The sequence below is a fragment of the Roseovarius sp. THAF9 genome, from assembly GCF_009363715.1.
Taxonomy (GTDB): Bacteria; Pseudomonadota; Alphaproteobacteria; order Rhodobacterales; family Rhodobacteraceae; genus Roseovarius.
In genome coordinates, this window is the sequence record NZ_CP045404.1 from 3408593 (window position 1) to 3431065 (window position 22473).

Annotated in this window: 22 protein-coding genes; 13 read left to right on the forward strand and 9 right to left on the reverse strand. The window is 64.3% G+C overall.

Annotation, left to right across the window (positions count from 1 at the left end; all coding sequences use genetic code 11):
- The first annotated feature begins 1 nt into the window (after position 1).
- Entirely contained in the window at positions 2–841 is an 840-nt protein-coding gene (locus FIU86_RS16880; protein ID WP_152476146.1) for a class I SAM-dependent methyltransferase, read from the forward strand.
- A 32-nt stretch (positions 842–873) separates the two neighbouring features.
- Positions 874–2178 (forward strand): NAD-dependent dihydropyrimidine dehydrogenase subunit PreA, encoded by a 1305-nt coding sequence (gene preA / locus FIU86_RS16885; protein WP_152476147.1) that lies wholly within the window; start codon positions 874–876, stop codon positions 2176–2178.
- A 408-nt stretch (positions 2179–2586) separates the two neighbouring features.
- Here preA and FIU86_RS16895 read toward each other — a convergent pair whose 3' ends face one another.
- Together FIU86_RS16895 and FIU86_RS16900 are read right to left on the reverse strand one after the other, a co-directional pair.
- Positions 2587–3066 carry a hypothetical protein gene (locus FIU86_RS16895; RefSeq protein WP_152476148.1) on the reverse strand — a complete coding sequence of 160 codons (480 nt, stop codon included), beginning with the start codon at positions 3064–3066 and terminating at the stop codon, positions 2587–2589.
- 129 nt (positions 3067–3195) lie between these two features.
- Positions 3196–3822: a TetR family transcriptional regulator C-terminal domain-containing protein gene (locus FIU86_RS16900; RefSeq protein WP_152476149.1), complete on the reverse strand. Its 627-nt coding sequence runs from the start codon at positions 3820–3822 to the stop codon at positions 3196–3198.
- 192 nt (positions 3823–4014) lie between these two features.
- Between FIU86_RS16900 and FIU86_RS16905 the strand changes: the two genes are divergently transcribed.
- From FIU86_RS16905 to FIU86_RS16940, 8 genes are all read left to right on the forward strand, one after another.
- The gene (locus FIU86_RS16905) at positions 4015–5265 is read left to right on the forward strand and encodes a Zn-dependent hydrolase (RefSeq protein ID WP_152476150.1); all 1251 of its coding nucleotides are present in this window, start codon (positions 4015–4017) and stop codon (positions 5263–5265) included.
- A complete protein-coding gene (locus FIU86_RS16910) occupies positions 5262–5921 on the forward strand; it encodes a hypothetical protein (protein ID WP_152476151.1) in 660 nt (219 codons plus the stop codon). Before FIU86_RS16905 ends, FIU86_RS16910 begins: the two co-directional genes overlap by 4 nt.
- A 21-nt stretch (positions 5922–5942) precedes the next feature.
- Positions 5943–7406 carry a dihydropyrimidinase gene (hydA, locus tag FIU86_RS16915; RefSeq protein ID WP_152476152.1) on the forward strand — a complete coding sequence of 488 codons (1464 nt, stop codon included), beginning with the start codon at positions 5943–5945 and terminating at the stop codon, positions 7404–7406.
- Between the two features lie 4 nt (positions 7407–7410).
- A complete protein-coding gene (locus FIU86_RS16920; protein ID WP_152476153.1) occupies positions 7411–7737 on the forward strand; it encodes a hypothetical protein in 327 nt (108 codons plus the stop codon).
- Between the two features lie 154 nt (positions 7738–7891).
- Positions 7892–8698: an ABC transporter ATP-binding protein gene (locus tag FIU86_RS16925; protein ID WP_152476154.1), complete on the forward strand. Its 807-nt coding sequence runs from the start codon at positions 7892–7894 to the stop codon at positions 8696–8698.
- Positions 8699–8978: 280 nt separating this feature from the next.
- Entirely contained in the window at positions 8979–9845 is an 867-nt protein-coding gene (locus FIU86_RS16930; protein ID WP_152477206.1) for an ABC transporter permease, read from the forward strand.
- Positions 9842–10687: an ABC transporter permease gene (locus FIU86_RS16935; protein ID WP_152476155.1), complete on the forward strand. Its 846-nt coding sequence runs from the start codon at positions 9842–9844 to the stop codon at positions 10685–10687. The genes FIU86_RS16930 and FIU86_RS16935 overlap by 4 nt, the downstream gene beginning before the upstream one ends.
- 29 nt (positions 10688–10716) lie before the next feature.
- Positions 10717–11709 (forward strand): ABC transporter substrate-binding protein, encoded by a 993-nt coding sequence (locus FIU86_RS16940; RefSeq protein WP_368373137.1) that lies wholly within the window; start codon positions 10717–10719, stop codon positions 11707–11709.
- 156 nt (positions 11710–11865) lie between these two features.
- Here FIU86_RS16940 and FIU86_RS16945 read toward each other — a convergent pair whose 3' ends face one another.
- Both FIU86_RS16945 and FIU86_RS16950 read right to left on the reverse strand, forming a co-directional pair.
- On the reverse strand, positions 11866–13140 hold the full coding sequence (locus tag FIU86_RS16945; RefSeq protein WP_152477208.1) for a TrkH family potassium uptake protein: 1275 nt from the start codon (positions 13138–13140) through the stop codon (positions 11866–11868).
- Positions 13141–13213: 73 nt separating this feature from the next.
- Entirely contained in the window at positions 13214–13870 is a 657-nt protein-coding gene (locus FIU86_RS16950; RefSeq protein WP_152476156.1) for a TrkA family potassium uptake protein, read from the reverse strand.
- A 294-nt stretch (positions 13871–14164) separates the two neighbouring features.
- Between FIU86_RS16950 and FIU86_RS16955 the strand changes: the two genes are divergently transcribed.
- The gene (locus FIU86_RS16955) at positions 14165–15646 is read left to right on the forward strand and encodes a D-alanyl-D-alanine carboxypeptidase family protein (protein ID WP_152476157.1); all 1482 of its coding nucleotides are present in this window, start codon (positions 14165–14167) and stop codon (positions 15644–15646) included.
- A 140-nt stretch (positions 15647–15786) separates the two neighbouring features.
- Here FIU86_RS16955 and ccoS read toward each other — a convergent pair whose 3' ends face one another.
- From ccoS to FIU86_RS16980, 5 genes are all read right to left on the reverse strand, one after another.
- Positions 15787–15945, reverse strand: a complete 159-nt coding sequence (ccoS, locus tag FIU86_RS16960; protein ID WP_152476158.1) for a cbb3-type cytochrome oxidase assembly protein CcoS — start codon at positions 15943–15945, stop codon at positions 15787–15789.
- On the reverse strand, positions 15942–18137 hold the full coding sequence (locus FIU86_RS16965) for a heavy metal translocating P-type ATPase (RefSeq protein ID WP_254703871.1): 2196 nt from the start codon (positions 18135–18137) through the stop codon (positions 15942–15944). Before FIU86_RS16965 ends, ccoS begins: the two co-directional genes overlap by 4 nt.
- Positions 18134–18601 carry a FixH family protein gene (locus FIU86_RS16970; RefSeq protein ID WP_152476159.1) on the reverse strand — a complete coding sequence of 156 codons (468 nt, stop codon included), beginning with the start codon at positions 18599–18601 and terminating at the stop codon, positions 18134–18136. The genes FIU86_RS16965 and FIU86_RS16970 overlap by 4 nt, the downstream gene beginning before the upstream one ends.
- Positions 18598–20166: a cytochrome c oxidase accessory protein CcoG gene (locus FIU86_RS16975; protein ID WP_254703872.1), complete on the reverse strand. Its 1569-nt coding sequence runs from the start codon at positions 20164–20166 to the stop codon at positions 18598–18600. Before FIU86_RS16975 ends, FIU86_RS16970 begins: the two co-directional genes overlap by 4 nt.
- 78 nt (positions 20167–20244) lie before the next feature.
- Positions 20245–21138 (reverse strand): LysR family transcriptional regulator, encoded by an 894-nt coding sequence (locus FIU86_RS16980; protein WP_152476160.1) that lies wholly within the window; start codon positions 21136–21138, stop codon positions 20245–20247.
- A gap of 97 nt (positions 21139–21235) precedes the next feature.
- On the opposite strand from FIU86_RS16980, the gene FIU86_RS22625 reads away from it, so the two are divergent.
- Complete coding sequence (locus FIU86_RS22625; protein ID WP_172977535.1) at positions 21236–21391, forward strand: hypothetical protein; 156 nt, start codon at positions 21236–21238, stop codon at positions 21389–21391.
- Positions 21392–21597: 206 nt separating this feature from the next.
- Positions 21598–22425 carry an alpha/beta fold hydrolase gene (locus tag FIU86_RS16985; RefSeq protein WP_152476161.1) on the forward strand — a complete coding sequence of 276 codons (828 nt, stop codon included), beginning with the start codon at positions 21598–21600 and terminating at the stop codon, positions 22423–22425.
- Positions 22426–22473: the final 48 nt, after the last annotated feature.

The window sequence follows — 22473 nt, forward strand, 5'->3', positions numbered from 1 at the left end:
TATGAGCGATGTCGAGTCCCGTGTGTCCACCCATTATTCCACCACCAACCTCATCGACGCGATCCGCGCAGCCCTCGAAAAGGCGGGCGCCAACCCCGACGCGCCCGACCTCGATGACCTCAAGCCGGTGGACGAGTTCCACACCGGCGGGGTTGAGGCCACCGATGCCCTGATCGACCAGCTCAGCATCACGCCCGAGACCCGCGTTCTCGATATCGGCTGCGGCATCGGCGGCGCCTCCCGACATGTCGCCGCCCGCACCGGCGCCCATGTGCGCGGCGTCGACCTCACACCCGATTTCATCGCCGTGGCCAAGGCGCTCAGCGCCGCCACCGACATGGCCGACCGCACCAGTTTCACAACCGGCAGCGCACTCGACCTGCCCGTGGCGGATGCCAGCGTCGACCTCGCCCTCATGTTCCATGTCGGCATGAATATCGAGGACAAGACCCGCCTGTTCGCCGAGGCCGCCCGCGTCCTCGCTCCCGGCGGCACCTTCGCGCTTTTCGACGTGATGCGCACTTCGGACCGCCTCCTGACCTTCCCGTTCCCCTGGGCGGAACAGGCCGATTTCTCCTTCGTGGCCCCGCCCGAGACCTACCGTCAGGCCGCCGCCGCGGCCGGCTTCTCGCAAGTGGGCGAACGCGACCGCTCCGAATTCGCCAAGGCTTTTTTCGACCGCGTTTTCAAACGTATCGAAGAGGCTGGCGGCCCGCCGCCTGTCGGCATCCACCTTCTGATGCACGACACCGGCCCCGAAAAAATCAAGAATTACGTGACACATCTGCAGGCGGGCGACATTGCACCGGTGGAAATGATCTTTCGCCGCAACGCGTCCTAGCCACCGCGACACCAGACAAGGGAAACACGCTCATGGCAGACCTGATTACGAACTTTATCGGTATCACCTCGCCCAACCCGTTCTGGCTGGCCTCGGCCCCGCCCACGGACAAGGAGTACAACGTCCGACGCGCCTTCGACGCCGGCTGGGGCGGCGTGGTGTGGAAGACCCTCGGCGAGGAAGGCCCGCCCGTCGTCAACGTCAACGGGCCTCGATATGGCGCGATCTGGGGTGCCGATCGCCGCCTTCTGGGGCTCAACAATATCGAGCTTATCACCGACCGCCCCCTGCAAACCAACCTCGACGAGATGACGCGGGTGAAAAAAGACTACCCCGACCGCGCCCTCATCGCCTCACTCATGGTCCCGGTAAATGAGGACAGCTGGAAGTCCATCCTCGACCGCGTACTCGAAACCGGCTGCGACGGGGTGGAACTGAACTTCGGGTGTCCCCACGGGATGTCCGAACGCGGCATGGGCTCCGCCGTGGGCCAGGTGCCGGAATATGTTGGTCAGGTCACCGAATGGTGCAAAAAACACTCAAACCTGCCTGTCATCGTCAAGCTGACGCCGAACATCACCGATGTGCGCAAACCCGCGCAGGCGGCCAAGGATGGCGGCGCCGACGCGGTGTCACTGATCAACACGATCAACTCGATCACCTCCGTTAACCTCGACAGCTTCGCGCCTGAGCCCACCATCGATGGCAAGGGCGCCCATGGCGGCTATTGCGGCCCCGCGGTGAAACCCATCGCGCTCAACATGGTGGCCGAGATCGCCCGCACGCCCGCGCTCGCCGGCCTGCCCATCTCAGGGATAGGCGGCGTCACCACATGGCGCGACGCGGCGGAGTTCATGTCGCTGGGGGCTGGCAACGTGCAGGTGTGTACAGCTGCCATGACCTACGGCTTCAAGATCGTGCAGGAAATGATCTCGGGCCTGTCACAATTCATGGACGAAAAGGGTTTCACCTCGACGGAAGAGCTTGTCGGCCGCGCCGTTCCGAACCTCAGCGACTGGCAGCACCTCAACCTCAACTACATCACGAAAGCCCGGATCGACCAGGACCTCTGCATCAAGTGTGGCCGCTGCTATGCCGCCTGCGAGGACACCTCGCATCAGGCGATTTCGATGTCCCCGGACCGTACCTTCGAGGTGATCGACGAGGAATGCGTCGCCTGCAATCTCTGCGTCAATGTCTGCCCGGTCGAAGGCTGCATCACGATGGAGGAACTCAGCCCCGGCACGACAGATCCCCGCACCGGAAAAACGGTGCAGGACGACTACGCCAACTGGACCACCCACCCCAACAATCCCGGCACCTGCGCCGCGGAATGACCGCCTTAGATTCTTCGTACGAAGAATCTGCATCCCCAGAAAATTCGTACGAATTTTCTGGGTGCGATCCGCGCCGCATCAAAACACGATGCGAATGGGCCCGCGCATGGCAGAACACGATCATCTGGTCGCCCTTTCCGATCAGGTGAAAGCCACGCCGGAGCACTTCGCGCTCGAATTGCTCACGCCCGACCTCGCGCTCCACACACCTCCGCGACCGTCGCACGACAGAGCCTTTGCGTGCCGATTGGCTCGAAAAGAGTTGCGACACCCAAGGGGCGGCAGGAACGGGACGGATGGACTGCGTCATGCCTCGACGCTGCCGCCACCGTGGTAAAGATCAGGTTAAGGCGTCAACGGTCCTTCCGTTACCCTGCCGATCGCCGCCCAAGGTTTCCCGCGCGCTCCTCAGGACCCGTCTTCAACGGCAGGACTGTCTGACGGGCTTGGCGATTGGTTCCCGCCCACCTCGATCTTCAGAACCTCGATCATCTCGCGCAGATCGGTGATGTCGCGCGCGGCCTGCGACTGCTCCAGTCGCGTGCTGGCCCGCAGAAGGTCCTGCTGTCGTCCGATCAGCTCGTACTGCGCCGCGATCAGTTGATCGCGCGGCGTTTCCTGGCTCTTGATCCGCGCGTCGAGCATGCTTTCGCCCGACGCCTTGGCCGGCAGCCGTGAGACATCGTCGCTAGCCGGATCACGGGCCGGACGCGCCGTCGCATCCATGCGCGGCCCGTCTCCGCCCGTGGCATTGTCGGAATTATTGCCGCTCGCACTGCTTTCCGCCGACCCCGCGGCGCTCTTGACGGCGAGTTTCTGAAGGTTCTGCCCGGCGCCGGCCGGCACCGAGGCCAGGAAGGTCACAGGGGCTGGTCCTGTGATGTTCATGTGTCCACTCCATACACGGGGGATCGCTAGATCCGGCGCCCGCACCCAACTGCCTTATTACCACGCAGCGGGCAGGTGCCGCGACCCTATTCTAAACAGCATTTTATGCGTTTTCGTCCCGCGCGCGCCTCAGACCGCCAGCATCCGGCGGTAAAGCGCATCCAGAAACACCGAAGCCTCGTCATGCGTATCACGCCCATCCATCAACGCCTGAACCTGCGCATCGAAATCGGCGTAATGCTGCGTCGTGGCCCAGATCGAAAAGATCAGGTGCCGCCCGTCCACCGGTTGCAAACGGCCCGCCGCCGCCCAGGCCTCGATCAGCGCGGCGGTCTCGTCCACCAGCGGCTTCAAATCCGTCACCAGTCCCGCCCCGATCCTTGGCGCGCCTTGCAGGATCTCGTTTGCGAACAACCGACTCTCGCGCGGCAGCGCCCGGCTCATCTCCAGCTTGCGATGCACGTAGCGCAGGATCTCCTCCAGCGGCTCACCGCCGGGGTCGATCTCGCGCATCGGGTCCAGCCACGTGTCCATCAACCCGCTCAGCAGCGTGACGTGGATCTCTTCCTTGCCCGCGAAGTAATAGAGGATGTTGGGCTTCGACAGCCCCGATGCCTCGGCGATCTGGTCCAGCGTCGCGCCACGGAACCCGTGCATCGAAAACACGTCCAGCGCCGCGTCCAGTATGCGCTTGCGGTTGCGCAACTGTATCCGGCTCGGCCTGGCGCCGCCCGCCGCCTGCGTCCCGTCTTCCATCGCGCCTCTCACGTTTCACTGCCCGAAGATTTAGCATCACCCGGCCCGAATTGGCCAGCAACAGGTGCAATGCTTGACAGACCCGCCCCGCTTCGCAATCGTGGTTTTACCATTTGGTAAAAAAGTGGCAACCGGGATGGCAGCCAGTATCGCGTCCACCCGTGCTATGATACGACAGACAGGGGGACAGCGATGACCGCACCGGGCCAAAATCTCAAGATCGACGGCGACCGGCTCTGGGACAGCCTGATGGAAATGGCCAAGATCGGCCCCGGCGTCGCGGGCGGCAACAACCGCCAGACCCTGACCGACGAGGATGCCGAGGGCCGCGCGCTCTTCCAGACGTGGTGCGAGGCGGCGGGCATGACCATGGGCCTCGACACGATGGGCAACATGTTCGCTCGGCGCGAAGGCACCGACCCCGACGCGCTGCCGGTTTACGTGGGCTCCCACCTCGACACGCAACCCACCGGGGGCAAGTATGACGGCGTCCTCGGCGTGCTCGGCGGGCTGGAAATCATCCGCACCCTCAACGACCTCGGCATCAAGACGAAACACCCCATCGTCGTCACCAACTGGACCAACGAGGAAGGCACACGCTACGCCCCCGCCATGCTCGCGTCAGGCGTCTTTGCCGGCGTGCATGAACAGCAATGGGCCTATGACCGCGTCGATGCCGACGGCAAAAAATTCGGCGACGAACTCGACCGCATCGGCTGGAAAGGCGACGAGCCTGTGGGCGAGCGAAAGATGCACGCCTTCTTCGAGTTGCATATCGAACAGGGCCCGATACTGGAGGCCGAAGGCAAGGATATCGGCGTCGTCACCCACGGCCAGGGCCTGCGCTGGATCGAATGCACCGTCACGGGCAAGGAAAGCCACACAGGCTCCACCCCGATGCACATGCGCAAGAACGCCGGGCGAGGCCTCGCGCGCATCACCGAACTGGTCCACGAGATCGCCATGCAGAACCAGCCCAATGCCGTGGGCGCCATCGGCCAGGCCAACGTCTATCCCAACAGCCGCAACATCATCCCCGGCAAGGCTGTTTTCACCATCGACTTCCGCTCGCCCGACCTCGACAAACTCGAAGGCATGGTCGCCGAACTACTGGAAAAGGCGCCGAAACTCTGCGAGGAAATCGAGGTCGGCTTCTCGTCCGAGATCGTCGGCCAGTTCAACCCGCCCGCTTTCGACGAGACCTGCGTCAAGGCCGTCCGCGACGCCGCCGAACGGCTGGGCTATTCCCACATGGACATCGTCTCGGGCGCTGGCCACGACGCCTGCTGGATCAATGACGTCGCGCCGACGGCGATGGTCATGTGCCCCTGCGTCGACGGCCTCAGCCACAACGAGGCCGAGGAGATCTCCAAGGACTGGGCCACGGCAGGCACGGACGTGCTAATGCACGCGGTGGTCGAAACGGCGGAGATTGTGGAGTGATCGAAAGTGTTGGCCTCACATCAATAAGCGTCGGACCGAATAGCACCTATGCTCACGTTCCGGTCGCAGAATGGGCCAAGCGGGAGATGTTCTGTCTGGAGACATGCCGGTGTTTGGAGCGACTGGCGAAAGAGCACGGCTACGTTTGTGACGGACAGGAAATATCGCACGAACTGAGCGATTACTACATTTTCGCTGATGTAGGTTTCGGCAAGGAGTACACCACGACTTGGGTTCGCTGGTTCTCTATCCCACTGGATGTCAAGAAACTGCTTGTCGAGATTCTAGGAATCAGGAATCTCGATAGTACCGAACTGCCGTCAAGCAGCGGAAAAGGGCACAATGACCATGGTCTTTCGGCCGAGGAAAACGCGTCGCGAATAATCGAACATATGCGTCAACTGGCTAAAGAACAGTCGAATCCGACATCCTACACAGATTTCATTCGATCTCACCGCGACCACCACCGATTTCGTGAAATCGAAGCTGTAAGCCTATTGGCTGAGGGCAGATATGATGAGGCCAGTTCGCTCTGTACTGATGTCCTAACCGGAAAAATCAGAGACGCAGGCATTCCGACAGTTGTGATCTCAGACGATCAGGAATTTAAACGTATTCAATATGTTGCTGATTGGCTGGAAAGACCAATCGGCTAGAGATACGAAGGGAGACACCCCATGACCACCAAAGTCATCAAGAACGGCACCGTCTGCACGGCAGACCGCACGTGGAAGGCCGATGTCCTGTTAGAGGACGAGAAGATCAAGCAGATCGGCGAGGACCTGAAAGGCGACGAGACCATCGATGCGGAAGGCGCCTATGTCATCCCCGGCGGCATCGACCCGCACACGCATCTGGAAATGCCCTTCATGGGCACGACGGCGGCGGAAACCTTTGAGACCGGCACCTGGGCCGCGGCCTGTGGCGGCACGACGATGCTGGTGGATTTCTGCCTGCCCGGCGCCGACGGATCCATCAAGAACGCAATCGAGGAATGGCACCGCAAATCCGCGCCGCAGATCTGCTCCGATATCGGCTATCACATGGCCGTGACGGGCTGGAACGAGACCATCTTCAACGAGATGAAGGACGCTGTCGACATGGGCGTCAACTCCTTCAAGCATTTCATGGCCTACAAGGGCGCGCTGATGATCGAGGATGACGAGATGTTCGCCTCCTTCAAGCGCTGCCGCGAGCTGGGCGCGCTGCCCATGGTCCATGCCGAGAACGGCGATCTGGTCGCCGACATGCAGCAGGAAATGCTGTCCAAGGGCATCACCGGCCCCGAGGGCCACGCCTATTCCCGGCCGCCCGAGTTCGAGGGCGAGGCCGCCAACCGCGCGATCACCATCGCCGATGCGGCGGGCGTGCCGCTCTATATCGTGCATGTCTCCTGCGAACAGGCGCACGAGGCCATCCGTCGCGCCCGCCAGAAAGGCATGCGCGTCTATGGAGAGCCGCTTGCGCAGTTCCTGACCCTCGACGAGGGCGAATATTTCAACAAGGATTGGGACCATGCCGCCCGCCGCGTCATGTCGCCCCCCTTCCGCAACAAGGAACACCAGGACAGCCTCTGGGCGGGCCTCCAAGCCGGGTCGCTTCAGGTCGTCGCCACCGACCACGCCGCTTTCTCGACCGAGCAGAAGCGCATGGGTGTAGATGACTTCACCAAGATCCCCAACGGCTCCAACGGGCTGGAAGAACGGATGCCGGTGCTCTGGACGCGCGGCGTGGAAACCGGACGCCTGACGCCCAACGAGTTCGTCGCCGTGACCTCCACCAACGTCGCCAAGATCCTCAACATCTACCCCAAGAAAGGGGCCATCGTCGAAGGCGCCGACGCCGATATCGTGGTCTGGGACCCCAAGATCACCAAGACGATCTCGGCCTCCAACCACCACTCGATCCTAGACTACAACGTGTTCGAGGGCTTCGAGGTCACCGCCAATGCCCGCTACACCATCTCGCGCGGCGAGGTCATCTGGGCCTGGGGCCAGAACTCCCAGCCCCAGCCCGGTCGCGGCCGCTTCGTCCCCCGCCCGGCCTTCCCCTCGGCACACGAGGCGCTGTCGAAGTGGAAGGCGTTGACGGCCCCAAAGATGATCGAACGCGACCCGCTCAACATCCCGGCGGGCATCTGACCCCATGCGTCTCACCCTCACCCTTCTCCTGCTGGCCAGCCCGGCGACTGCCCAGCTGGCAGCCCCCCTCGGCAACCCTGACGGCTGCGCCCATATCCTGGGCGAGGAGGCCACCAAGGAAAACGAGGTCGCCATCGTCGCGGGCCACCTCAACCTGCACGGCGCGATCTGCCAGATCACCGCCGTGCAGACCGGCACGCTCATGGCCACCTGCCCCGGCGACGCCGACAGCCGCAAAAAGGTCCTCGGCATCACCCGAAGCGCCGATGGCAGCGGCGTTACGCTCACCCTGCCCGACGGCTCGGTCGAAGACCTGTTTCCCTGCGAATGACTCCCGCCGCCATGCACCCGCGCCCTTGCCCGCAAATTCATCATTTGCCTGAATCACAGGCAGGTGACGCCGGGGCCCGCCTTGACACTGCCATGCGGCGTGGGATTGTTCCCCGCAGCCGCTCCGAGACCCGGCCCGGAGACACGACACCGTAATGCAAGACGCCCAAGCCAACACCACAGCCAGCCCCGTGATCGCGGCCCGCGACCTGTCCCTGACTTTCCAGACCAATGACGGGCCTGTGCATGCGCTCAAAGACGTGACGCTGGATGTCGAAAAGGGCGATTTCGTCTCCTTCATCGGCCCCTCGGGCTGTGGCAAGACGACGTTCCTGCGCTGCATGGCCGACCTCGAACACCCCACCGGCGGCAGTATCTCCGTCAACGGGATGACCCCCGCCGAAGCCCGCCAGCGCCGCGCCTATGGCTATGTGTTCCAGGCCGCTGGCCTTTATCCGTGGCGCACCATCGCCGGCAACATCCGCCTGCCGCTGGAGATCATGGGCTATTCCAAGTCCGACCAGCAAAGCCGCATCGCCCGCGTGCTGGAGTTGGTGGACCTCGCTGGTTTCGAAAAGAAATTCCCCTGGCAACTCTCGGGCGGCATGCAGCAGCGCGCCTCCATCGCCCGCGCGCTCGCCTTCGACGCCGACATTCTCTTAATGGACGAACCTTTCGGCGCGCTGGACGAGATCGTCCGCGACCACCTCAACGAGCAGCTGCTGCACCTCTGGGACCGCACGAACAAGACCATCTGCTTCGTCACCCACTCGATCCCCGAGGCAGTCTACCTGAGCACGAAAATCGTCGTCATGTCGCCGCGCCCCGGCCGCATCGCCGATGTCATCCAAAGCACCCTGCCGCGCGAACGCCCGCTCGACATTCGCGACACGCCGGAATTCCTCGAAATCGCCCACCGCGTCCGCGATGGCCTCCGCGCGGGGCACAGTTATGACGAGTGAGCGTGCAAGTAGATATTCGTCTTTTATGGAAGTACTAGTACGACTGCTGTTGATTGTAGCGACAATCGCTTTTTGCGCTATGGTCTGGACACTAGCTTTCGGGAGGATCACGGACGGTCCGGGCGCTTTAGTCGCAGCCCTTTTCGTAATCACAGCAAACTATTTGTCTTCAACCTTATTGGGTAGAATTTGGCCTTGGTGGAGTCAGAGGCTTCAGCGCAGATCGGAAAAGAGACGTCAAGCGTCTGATTTTCATGGCCAGAAGGGACCAGTTCACTCGATTCTCCCCGTCCTGGCGGTCGTCGCAACCCTCATCGCGCTCTGGTATGCGGGCGCGGTCGCCCTCAACGCGCCCTGGGCCTATGACAAGGCCGCGCGGGCCGAGGTCACGCTTACGTTCCCCGAACTGGTGGCCGACACCTGGAGCCAGGAAAAGCCTAAGCTGCCCGCCCCACACCAGGTGGCCGCAGAGATGTGGAACACCACCGGCGCGATGATCGCCAGCGGCCGGCCCTTTTCCAAGCGCTCGCTGATCTACCACAGCTGGATCACGTTCAGTTCCACCGCCCTCGGTTTCCTGCTGGGCACCGCCCTCGGCACGCTGCTGGCCATCGGCATCGTCTACAACCGCACCATGGACATGAGCGTCATGCCCTGGGTCATCGCCTCCCAGACCATCCCGATACTTGCCATTGCGCCCATGATCATCGTCGTGCTGAACGCCGTGGGCATCTCCGGCCTGCTGCCCAAGGCGATGATCTCGATGTACCTGTCGTTCTTCCCCGTGGTCGTCGGCATGGTCAAAGGGCTGCGCAGCCCCAGCGCCATGCAGCTCGACCAGATGCGCACCTGGAACGCCAGCCGCTCGCAAACCTTCTGGAAACTGCGCCTGCCGTCCTCAATGCCCTATTTCTTCACCTCGCTAAAGATCGCCATGGCCGCCAGCCTCGTGGGCGCCATCGTCGGCGAGTTGCCCACCGGCGCCGTCGCGGGCCTTGGCGCGCGGCTTCTGGCCGGCAGCTATTACGGCCAAACCATCCAGATCTGGAGCGCGCTGATCATGGCCGCCACCCTTGCCGCCGTGCTGGTGGGCCTGATCGGACTCATCCAGCGCATCACGCTCAAGCGCATGGGAATGGCAACATGAACTGGCTTATCGCAGGGGCGCTCGTCTGGGCCGTGGGCTGGTGGATCAACACCCGCCTCGCCCGCCACCCGCAGAACACCGCCGCACAACTCGCCGCGCCCATCATTTTCGGCGCCACGCTCATCGCGGTCTGGGAATGCCTCGTCTGGGGCCTCGGGATCAAGCTCGCGCTCCTGCCCGCCCCCAGCGTCATCGCCGCCACCTTCGCGAACTCGCTCAACATCCTCTGGGGCGATTTCCTGCAGACCGCCATCAAGGGCGCGCTCACCGGCTATATCCTCGGCTGCGGGGCTGCGTTCCTCACGGCCATCGCCGTCGACCGCTCCGATTTCCTGAAACGCGGCCTCCTGCCCGTGGGCAACTTCGCCGCCGCCCTGCCGATCATCGGCCTCGCGCCCATCCTGGTGATGTGGTTCGGCTTCGACTGGCAGTCCAAGGCCGCCGTCGTCGTGGTCATGGTGTTCTTCCCGATGCTGGTGAACACCGTGCAGGGCCTCGCGGAGGCCGACGCCATGCAGCGCGACCTCATGCGCACCTATGCCGCCGGCTACTGGACGACGCTCCTGAAGCTCCGCCTGCCCGCCGCCATGCCCTTCGTCTTCAACGGGCTCAAGATCGGCACGACACTCGCCCTTATCGGCGCCATCGTGGCAGAGTTCTTCGGCTCGCCCATCCAGGGCATGGGCTTTCGCATCTCCACCTCGGTGGGTCGCCTCGCGATGGATCTCGTCTGGGCCGAGATCGTTGTCGCCGCCCTCGCCGGCTCGGGATTCTACGGCGCGGTCGCTCTGGTCGAGCGCGCCGTCACTTTCTGGCACCCGTCGCAACGGGGCCGGACATAACCAAAACAAACCAGACCAGGGAGAAGATAATGAAACATCTCACCACTACCCTCGGCCTCGCCGCCGCCACCCTCTGGGGTGGCATGGCTCAGGCCGCAGACGACGTCACGCTGCAACTCAAATGGGTGACGCAATCGCAATTCGCGGGTTACTACGTGGCACAGGACCAGGGCTTTTACGAAGAGGAAGACCTGAACGTCACCATCAAGCCCGGCGGGCCGGATATCGCCCCGGCACAGGTCATCGCCGGCGGCGGCGCGGACGTGATCATCGACTGGATGCCCTCGGCGCTCGCCAGCCGCGAAAAGGGCCTGCCGCTGGTCAACATCGCCCAGCCCTTCAAAAGCTCCGGCATGATGCTGACCTGCCGCAAGGACACCGGGATCGAAGGCCCCGAGGATTTCCGCGGCAAAACGCTCGGCGTCTGGTTCTTCGGCAACGAATACCCCTTCCTGTCGTGGATGAGCCAACTGGAAATCCCGACCGAGGGTGGCGAGGATGGCGTCACCGTCCTGAAACAGGGCTTCAACGTCGATCCCCTGCTGCAGAACCAGGCAGCGTGCGTATCCACCATGACCTATAACGAATACTGGCAGGTCATCGACGCAGGCCTGACGCCCGACGACCTCGTGGTGTTCAAATACGAGGATCAGGGCGTCGCAACGCTCGAGGATGGCATGTATGTGCTGGAAGAAAACCTCGAAGACCCCGAATTCGTCGACAAGATGACCCGCTTCGTCCGTGCCTCGATGAAGGGCTGGAAATGGGCCGAAGAGAACCCCGACGAGGCCGCGCTGATCGTGCTCGACAACGACGCCACCGGCGCCCAGACCGAGAAGCACCAGAAGCGGATGATGGGTGAGGTCGCCAAGCTGACGGCCGGCTCCAATGGCGCGCTCGACCCCGAAGATTTCCAGCGCACGGTCGACTCGCTGCTGTCGGGTGGCTCTGACCCGGTGATCACCGAGGACCCGGGCGAGGCGGCCTGGACCCACCAGATCACAGACAAAGCCCTGAACTGAAGCCTCTGAAAGCCTGACATCGGAACGCCCTCGCAGGACACTGCGGGGGCGTTTTGCTTTGGGAATGGACCCGTCCCGGACTTGATCCGGGACCTCTTGCTCCCAAGCCGCGCGTGGCACTACAACCTCGTAGGGTGGGTGCAAACCCACCAAGCGCTACCCCAGGAACACCTTGTCGCTCGGATACCGCACCCTTGGCCGGCTCTTCGCCGCCAGGAAGAAACCCAGCGTCAGCGGCCCCACCCGGCCCAAAAACATCACCGCGATGATCACAGTCCGCCCCAGCCAGTTCAACTCGCCCGTCGCCCCGTGCGACAGCCCCACCGTGCCAAAGGCCGAGGCCACCTCGAACGCCAGGTCCCGGAACGCGATGTTCTGCGTCGCCGTCAGCACGAACAGGCTCGCGAACATCAACAACCCGCTGATCGTTGCCAGCGCCATCACCTTCAGCACCTGGTCCAGTTCCAGGCTCCGCCCGAAGACATGCAGCGCCGGCCGCCTTTGGAAAAACGCCGCTGTCGCCAGCAGCATCACGATCAGCGATGTCACCTTGATGCCCCCGGCAGTCGAGGTCGACCCGCCCCCAACGATCATCAACATGATGGTCAGCAGGGTCGTCCCATCCCCCATCGCGGCGGTGTCTATCGTGTTGAACCCCGCCGTGCGCGGCGTCACCCCCTGGAACCAGCTGGCCCACAGCTTGTCGCCCGTGCTCTCCAGCGCGCCCAGGGTGCGCGGGTTGTCCCATTCCAGCAATGCGAAACAAACCACACCGATCACGATCAGCCACAGCGTCCCCGCGATCATCAGCTTGGAATGCAGCGACAGCTTCCGCCAATTGCGATTCTGATAGATGTCGCCCACCACGATAAAGCCGAGCCCGCCAAGGATGAACATCACCGTCACCGTCAGGTTGACCACCGGGTTCCCGACCCAGTCCGACAGGCTGTCAGGTTGCAGGGCAAAGCCTGCGTTGTTGAAGGCCGAGATGCTGTGAAAAATCGCATGCCACAGCCCCGCGCCCCAGCCCATCTCGGGCACGAAGACAAAACCCAGCAGCACCGCGCCCACCGCCTCGCATCCCAGCGCCACGTAAAGGATGATCCGAACCAGCCGGCCCAGGTTGCTGATCGTCGCCTGGTTCAGGTCCTCGCGCAGCATCACCTTGTGCGGCATCCCTATGGGAATGCCGAACGCCGTCAGGATAAGGACCGCGAACACCATCAGCCCCAAGCCCCCGAACTGCATCAGGCAGGCGATGATGATCTGCCCCAACAGGGTGAAATCCGATCCGGTATCGACCACCACCAACCCCGTCACCGTGACCGCCGAGGTCGCGGTAAAGATCGCCTCGCCCAAGCCCACCTTGCCTTGATGAGACACCGGCAGCCACAACAGCAACGCGCCCAGAGCGATGACAAGCAGATACATCACCGCTAGCACCGCCGGCGGCGACAGGCTCAGCCGGGTCGACCCCAGCTTGATCGACGATCTGCGCGCCACCTCAGAGGCTCGCGGAGAAGTCGCGCAGGTTGTTGCGTTCTCCCAGCATCAGCAGCAGGTCGTCGGTCTTCAGCGTGCAATCGTCCCCGTCGCGGCCGATAAACTTCGTCCCGCGCATCACCCCAAGGCAGCGCAACTCGAATTTGTCCGCATGGCCCAGCTCGGACAGTTTCTTGTCCTCCACCTCCTCGGGCACCTTCAGGTTCACCACGAAGAACCCGTTGCCCAGCCCTACGTAATCGCGCACCAGCGGGTTGTGCATCACCTGCGCGATCCGCTGGCCTATTTCCACCTCGGGGTGAATCACCCGATCCACGCCGATCCGCGACAGGATGCGGTGATGCGTCCGGCTGGTGGCCTTGGCCCAGACCGCGCCCGCGCCCACCTGCCGCAGATTCACCGCCGCCAGGATACTCGACTCCAGATTGTCGCCCACCGCCACCAGCGCCATGTCGACCTCGCCCAGGCCCGCTTCCTTCAGCGCCTCGTCGTCGCGCGCGTCTAGGATGATCGCCTCACCCAGCTTATCAGCATGGCGGCTGACGCGGGTCTCGTCGATATCCACGCCGATCACGTGATTCCCGAACCGTTCCAGCTCGGTCGCCACCGTGCTGCCGAAATTCCCAAGGCCGATCACGGCGAAACTGCGATGTGACATGGGGTCCCCTTCCTGTTCGCACGCAAACGCGCATAACCGTGCGCCGGTTCCGCAACCGCCATGGAACCCGGCTTCCGGACGGGCAATCTGGCGCGCCACAATCCCGCCACAATTGCCGGTTTAGCGGTCGGGGCGCGCAGAACCACTACATGTGCCCCGAATTATTGAAGAATGACTTCAAAATCTTTGAAAATAAACACTTTATTCAAATGACCCCCTGTGCTACCGTTTTCACTAATAAATAAGGCCAGCCGAAAAATCGGCGGTTGAACGAGGCAGAGAAAGAGCAGTTCCATGAGAACGCGGAGCAGGCAGCCCATCCGTTGGGGTCTGGTGGCTTTGGCCACCATATGGATGATGGTTATCGTACCGCTAAGCGCGGTCGCGGCCCCCTACGCAGCTTTGGTGATGGACGCACGATCCGGCGAGGTGCTTCATTCGCGCAACGCCGACACCCGCCTTCACCCGGCATCGCTGACCAAGATGATGACCCTCTACGTGGTCTTCGAGGCGGTCGAGAACGGCGAGATCACCCTCGACACACCCGTGCGCATTTCAAAACATGCGGCCAGCGAGCCGCCGTCGAAACTCGGCCTGCGCTCGGGCTCGACGATCAAGCTGCGCTATCTCATCCGCGCCGCCGCGGTCAAATCTGCCAACGACGCCGCCACCGCTTTGGGCGAGGCGATCGAAGGTTCCGAGGCCGCCTTCGCCCGGCGCATGAACCGCACCGCCAAGTCGCTCGGCATGACGCGCACGACCTTCAAGAACGCCCACGGCCTGACCGAAAAGGGCCACCTGTCGACGGCCCGCGACATGACCCTGCTGGGCCGGCACCTGTTCTACGACTACCCGGAATACTACAACCTCTTCTCCCGAGTGACCGCCAATGCGGGCATCAAGAAGGTCTATCACACCAACCGCCGCCTGCTGCGCGACTACAGCGGCGCCGACGGCATCAAGACCGGCTACACCCGTGCCGCGGGCTTCAACCTCACGGCCAGCGCGGAACGTGGCGGCGAGCGCATCATCGCCACCGTCTTCGGCGGCCGCTCCACCGCGTCGCGCAACGCCAAGGTGGCCGAACTGCTGGACCTCGGCTTCCGCCGCGCCCCCAGCCGCGTCGCCGTGAACCGCCCCTCGAAACCCGCCTACATGGGCAAGATCGGCCCCGCCGACAATCACTCCGTCCCCGGCGGCAAGGGCCGCACCGTGCGCCTCGCCTCCGCCGCCGCGGTCAAGAAATCCCTCCGCCCGCAGCGCCGCCCCGGCGAGGCTGTTGTGGCCGACGCCACACCCGATGTGGGCAACAAGAAAGACATCGAAAAGGCGCTGCTGGCCGCAGCCGAGACCATCACCGAGGACGCCACGCCGCCCGCCGCCCAAGGCAGCGCCACGCCCACGGCGACGCCCAAGGCCCGGCCCAAGGACCTCGTTCTGGCGAGCGTCGACTCCAAGGTACAGACCACGCCCAAGGCCAAGGAGCCCGCTGGCGACCCTGTGCAAAAGGTCGTCACCCGGATCTCCACCTCCGGCGGCCGCCACTGGGGCATCAATGTCGGCCGTTATCCTTCGGAATACAAGGCCCGCAAGGTCCTGCTGAAAACCGCCCTGAACGAGATGGAGACGCTCGACGGTTCGCTCCGCAAGGTGGTCAAGCGCTCCACCGGGTTCGAGGCGAATTTCATGGGTATGACCCGCGAAAGCGCCGACCTCGCCTGCCGCCGCCTGCAGGCCAAGCAGATCACCTGTTTCATGATCGACCCCGGCGCTTAACGCCAAACCCGATCCAGAGAACGCCTGCGCCTCCTTCCGCACAGGCGTTTGCCCTTCCGGCCCCTACCCCCGGCTTTCACTGTTCCAAAAATAATCAAGATACCACGGACGCCACCGGCACGCCGCTCTACAGCGGTGCGCTACCGCTTCGGCTTGTCGTCGTAAGTGTCGCTCAGGATGCGCTGCGCATTGCCCTCTGGGTCGTCATACTGGTTGCTGCGCACCGTCCACACGAAAAACGCCAGCCCCAGCCCCCCCAGGATCAGCGAGATCGGTATCAGATAAGCCAGAATGGTCATGCCCGCCTCCCCGACAGCCTTAGCGCGTTCAGCGACACGGTAATCGAACTCGCCGACATCGCCAAGGCCGCGATCAACGGCGTGGCCAGCCCCGCGACCGCCAGCGGCACCGCGATGACGTTATAAAGCGTCGCCAACCGGAAATTCTCGGTGATCCGCCGCCGCGCCTTCCGCGCCACGACCAACGCGTCGGCCAGCGGGCTCAGGTCCGTACCGAGCAGCACCACGTCGCTCGCCACCCGCGCGGCATCCAATGCCGAGGCGGGCGAGATCGACACATGCGCCGCCGCCAGCGCCGCGGTGTCATTCAGCCCGTCGCCCACCATCAGAACGCGGCTGCCCGTGTCGGACAATTCCGCCACGATCCGCCCCTTGTCCTCGGGCAGCACGCCCGCGTTCCACGCCTCAATCCCCAACCGCTCCGCCAGCGCCTTCACCGCCGGCTCCGTGTCGCCCGACACCAGCCAAACGGCCTTGCCCGCGCGCAACAACGCCGCCACGGCCTCCTCCGCGCCCGGCCGCAACGCATCCTCGAACGTCAGCGCCACTGGCGCCGCCGCCCCGATCTTCAGATAGGTCGCCGTCTCGGCACACGGCTCCGCCCCGACCCAGGCCGCCCGGCCCAGCCGCACGTCCAGGTCGCCCACGCGCCCCGACACGCCATAGCCCGGCACCTCGGCAATCCTTGTCACGTCCGCAGGCTTCGCCTCCGCCTCACCCAGCGCCTTGGCAATCGCCCGCGCCAGCGGATGCGCCGAACCCCGCGCCAGCGCCAGCGCTACCCCCCGCGCCGCATCGTCCAGAACGTCCGCGTTGGTCAGCACCGGTACCCCGGCGGTCAGCGTCCCGGTCTTGTCGAACACCACGGTATCGACCTCCGCCAACCGCTCCAGCGCGGTCTCGTGCTTGATCAACATCCCCTTGCGAAACAGCCGCCCCGACGCCGCCGTCGTGACCGCAGGCACCGCAAGACCCAGGGCACAGGGGCAGGTGATGATCAGCACCGCCGCCGCGATATTGAGCGCCGTGCGCATGTCGAACGTGTAAAGAAACCAGCCCGCAAAGGCCAAGGCGGACAGGATATGCACCCCCGGCGCATAAAGCTTCGCCGCCCGATCCGCCAACGAGGTATAGCGCGACCGCCCCGACTCCGCGATGGCCACCAGATCCGCCATCCGGTGCAGCGACGTCTCCGCCCCCACCGCGCTCGCGCGGATCCGCAGCGGCCCGGTCAGGTTCACTTCGCCCGCCGACACCGCCTGCCCCGGCCCGGCGAAAACCGGCACGGTCTCGCCCGTCAACAGCGACCGGTCCAGCTCGGACGTGCCTTCGACGATCTCGCCATCCACCGGCACGCGCCCCCCGGCCCGCACCAGCAGCACGTCGCCAACCGCCAGTTCCGCGATGGGGCGTTCGACCTCCGTACCGTCCTCGATCCGCCACGCGCGCGGCACTTCCAGCGCCGTTAACTCCTCGGCCGCCGACCGCGCCACGGCGCGCGTCCGGTGATCCAGGTACCGCCCCGCCAACAGGAAGAAGACAAGCGCAATCGCCGCGTCGAAATAGGCGTGATGCCCCGACAGCGCCGTTTCCCAAAGCGACGTCACCACCGCCAGCGCCACGGCCAGCGTGATCGGCACGTCCATGTTCAGCCGCCCCTGCCGCAGCGCACTCCACGCGTTGCGATAGAACGGCACGCCGCAGAACGCCACGGCGGGCAAGGCAATCGCCGCCGAAATCCAGTGAAACATATCCCGCGTCGCGTCATCGGCGCCGGACCAGACCGACACCGACAGCAGCATCACGTTCATCGCGGCAAAGCCCGCAACCGCCAGCCGCATCAGCAAGTCGCGCCCGGCCTTGTCCGTCGCCGTGGCGTTCAGCGTACCGGGGTCCAGCTCATGCGCCTCGTATCCCAGCCCTTCGACCAGCCCCACCATCTCGGCGGGCGTCACCTCGGCCTCAGCGTCGATGCTCGCCCGTTTCAGCGTCAGGTTCACCCGCGCCGAGCGCACACCGGGATGCGCGTTCAGCCCGTCCTCGATCTTGGAAATGCACGCCGCGCAATGAATCGTCGGCAGCGACAGCGCGATCTGCCCTGCCTCCGGCGCGACCTCCACGTCGTCGGCACCGGGGGCCGCCGCACAAGCCGGGCAGCCCATCGCCGCCTGATGCCGCATCGCCACGGTCACGCACCGCTCTCCTTGATCAGCACCACGCGCTGCTGAAACACCGTGCCGTCCTCGGCCCGCGCTTCCATGCGGATGTTCCAGTTGCCCGCACCCAGCGGCACCGTGGCAAAATACGCCTCGCCGTCGAACCGGAATTCGGGCGTCACGTCATCCTGCACATGGGTCGCCCGCCCCACCGTGGCATCGAGCGCCGCCACTTCCACCGGCTGGCCGTCCGCATCGGTGATCTTCAACTCCAGCAGACCCGCCTTGTGCGTGGCCGCCACGCTCCAACCCAGCGCCTCCTGCGCGTCGCGCCGGTCATCGAAACTCTGGCTGGCGACGTAAGAATTCTTCGTCTCCAGCCCCGGAAAGGTCTTCACCGCCGAAAACGCCAATATCAGGTTCACCGCGATGATGATCGAAAACGCACCGGCAAAACCTGCAAAGACGTGCCATCCCTTGATCGTGAAATCGCGTTTCATTCGCCCCTCCCGTTGAACACCGTGTCCTTGTGGGCGCGGTCCCCGTTCGAGATATCTTCGACCCACAGGCGCACGTCCGTCGCATCGCTCTGCGCCGCGTCCGATCCCGGCGGCGCAATCAGGTAGACGCGCTGCAAATAGGTCTCGTTGGCGGGCACCTCTACCGTTTCATAGGGGGTTCCTTCAAGCTGCACGCGAATGGCCGGGTCGCCCTTGGCCGAAATCCGCATGGGCCGCGCCTCGCCATGCTTGTTGCGCAGCCGCACCTCGTAGGTGTTGCGGATCGACCCGTCCGACAACGTGACGAAGGTCGGGTTGCGCACCGGCGCCACCGTCAGGTCGATATCCGCGCGGATGAACAGCGCAAACAGCAGCCCCGCCCCCACCAGCGACCACAACGAGGTATACATGATCGTGCGGGGGCGCAGGATATGCTTCATCACCGGCTTGGGCGGCTTGCCCTCGCGCTCGCGCTCCTCGTCGGTCAGCGCCATGTAGTCGATCAGGCCGCGCGGCTTGCCGATCTTGGCCATGATGTCGTCGCAGGCGTCGATGCACAGGCCGCAGGTGATGCACTCCATCTGCTGCCCGTCGCGGATGTCGATCCCCATCGGGCAGACATTCACGCAGGCCATGCAGTCGATGCAGTCGCCCGGCCCCTTCGCCGCCGCCGCGGCATCGGGCACCATGTCGCTCTCGTTGTTCGGCACCGGCGTTCGGGCATAGCTGCCGCCCGCCGTCCCCCCGGCCGCGTGCGAGGCCGCCTCGGCCTTGACCGCATCCTCGGTCTGCCGCCGCCGCACGTTGCCCTTGCCCCTCGGCTCGCCCCGCCAGTACCGGTAGCCGATGGTCAGCGTGTCCTCGTCCATCATCGCCGCCTGGATACGCGGCCACGGGCAGGCATAGATGCAAATCTGCTCACGCGCGAACCCGCCGAAAAAGAACGTCGTGGCGGTCAGGATCGCAATGGTCGTATAGGCGATGGGATGCGCGTTCAGCGTGAACAGATCCACCAGCAGCGTCGGCGCATCGGTGAAATAGAACACCCACGCGCCCCCAGTGGCCACCGCGATCAGCAGCCACAGCGCCCACTTGGTCAGCCGCAGCCGCAGCTTGCGGGCATCCAGTTTCTTTTGCCGGTGCAGCCGCAGCCGCGCGTTGCGATCCCCCTCGACCCAGCGTTCCACCAGGATGAACAGGTCCGTCCACACCGTCTGCGGGCAGGCATAGCCGCACCACACCCGCCCCAGCGCCGAGGTGAACAGGAACAATCCCAGCCCCGCCATCACCAGCAATCCGGCCACGAAATAGAATTCGTGCGGCCAGATCTCGATCCAGAAGAAAAAGAACCGCCGGTTCGCCATGTCCACCAGCACCGCCTGGTCGGGCAGCGACGGCCCCCGGTCCCATCGGATCCACGGCGTGACGTAATAGATCCCCAGCGTAAAGATCATCAGGATCCACTTGAAATTGCGGAACCAGCCGCTCACGCGTTTGGGAAAGACAGGCTCCCGCGCGGCGTAAAGGCTCTGCGGGGTCTCGGGAGAATCAGATGTAGAGGACACGGATAGCTCTCGCTCCGATAAAGGTCTGTTGCGCCAGCCCGTTCTGGCACGACGGTTGTTCCAAAACCTTGACTCAGATCAACCCTTTTCGTCGCAGGGCGCGTCCTTCTGACGGCGCAGCCACGTCACGAATTGACGCGCCTTCGGGCGCAAGACACCGGGCCGGGTGACGATATGATACCCCGTCTCACCCGCATCCCGAAAGAGCAGCTTCAGCCGCCCCGCATCCAGTTCCGCCTGGACCGAGGACATGGCGGTGCTGATGATCCCCTGCCCCACGCGGGCGCCTTCCAGCATCAGGTTGCCGGGCACCTGCGTCACGCTCTTGGCGCGGCCCTCGGTGACGCCGTGCTTGCGCAGCCAGTCGGTGGATTCCGACGTGCCAAGCTCCTCCAACCACGGATAGTCCAGCAAATGCTCGGGCCGGGTGATCTCGCAGTCGCCCACCAGCTTGGGCGCGGCGGTGATCACGATATCCGAGGGCACCAGCATTTCCACCTCCAGCCCCGGCCAGTTGCCGTCGCCAAAGCGCAGCGCAACGTCATAGCCCCCCGGCGTCAGCTCGTGCAGCTCCGCCGACGGGTTGATCATCAAATCGATGCCGGGGTGCCGCGTCTGGAAATCTATCAGCCGCGGCATCAGCCACGTCGTCGCGAACAGCTGCGTGGTGGACACCTGCACCGCCCGGTCCGCATCCGCCCCGGTCAGCGCATCGACACTGCGCGCGATGGTGTCGAACCCGGTCTTCAGCGCATCGGCCAGTTCGCGGCCCTCGGTGGTCAGCTGCAACTTGCGCCCGCTGCGGTCCACCAGCGGCACGCCCATCCTGCCCTCCAGCGCCTTGACCTGCTGGCTGATCGCCGCGTGGCTGACGTTCAGCGCCGCGCCCGCTGCCTGCGCCGAGCCGGTCTCGGCAAGGGCCGCGAACGCGCGCAAGGCCGTCAGGGGCGGGAGGTTAAGCCAATCCGTCATGTAATCTCATCTTACATATCTGAATTTTTCCTGAGTCGCAATAGCACGCTATAGCTGCCAGATTGAGGCTATCACACGAACCCGAAAGGAACACGACATGCTTGGAATTCTTTCAGATAGCTTCCGCACCGCCACCCGCCTCAACGAAACCGATGCGCGCAGGGGCCGCAACCATTGGGGGCCTCACACGCGCTTCGACACCCTCCGCGATGCCGAGCTTGAAGCACACCGCATCGGCCGCCTGCCGCGCTAGACCAACGCGATGTTTGAGTCCCGCATCTTTCATCCCAAACCGGCTCCGCGCCCCCGGCCCTGTCCCTGGCCGTGGCGGACGCGCCGCTGGTCTAATGTCCCACTCCCGAGCGCACGCTGAGCGCTCGGGCGTCTCCCCCGACTGACCCGTGGTCCCGGTCGCCTGGCCGCGCCACGGGTCTCTTTTTCATCGACAGGATCACCCTTATGACCTGGCACATTGATCGCACCGCAGATACCCCCGCCGGCACCGTCGCCTGGGGCAGCACCGGGTCCGGCCCGCCGCTCGTACTCGCCCATGGCTGGCCGTGGTCGTCGGTGTCGTGGCACCGGCTCATCCCCACGCTGGCCCAAACGCATAATGTCCTCTGGTACGACATGCCCGGATACGGTCGCTCGGACAAACGCGCCGATCAGCCCACCGGCCTCGACGTGCAGGGACAGGTCTTTGCACACATGCTGCGCCATTGGGGCCTCGACCGCCCCCGCGTCGTGGCGCATGATTTCGGCGGCGCAACCAGCTTGCGCGCGCATCTGTTGCACGGGGCCGAGTTCGACCATCTGGTATTGATGAACGTGGTCGCGATGCGGCCCTGGGGGTCGGAGTTCTTCGACCATGTCGGCCGCCATATCGACGCCTTCACCGGCCTGCCCCCGCATATCCACACAGCCGTGGTGCGGGCCTATATCGATGGCGCGTTGGTCACTGACCTTGCCCCCGACGATACCGAGGCGCTCGTCGCCCCCTGGCTGGATGAGGCGGGCCGCGACAGCTTCTACCGCCAGTTCGCACAGGCCGACGAACGTTTCACCGCCGAAATCGAGCCGCAGTACGGCGATGTCCGTTGCCCGGTTAAAATCCTCTGGGGAGAGGCCGATCCATGGATCCCGCTCGACCGTGGCCGCGCCCTGCACGCCCAGATGCCGACGGCCGCGTTCCAGACACTGGCCGGCGTCGGCCACCTGCCGCAGCTCGAAGCACCCGAAGCCGTGCTAAGCGCCCTAACCGACGTCCTTGATCAACAAGACAGCTGAACAAAAAACACCGGCCCTTCCTGAAATGCGCGAACAGAGGGAAGGGCC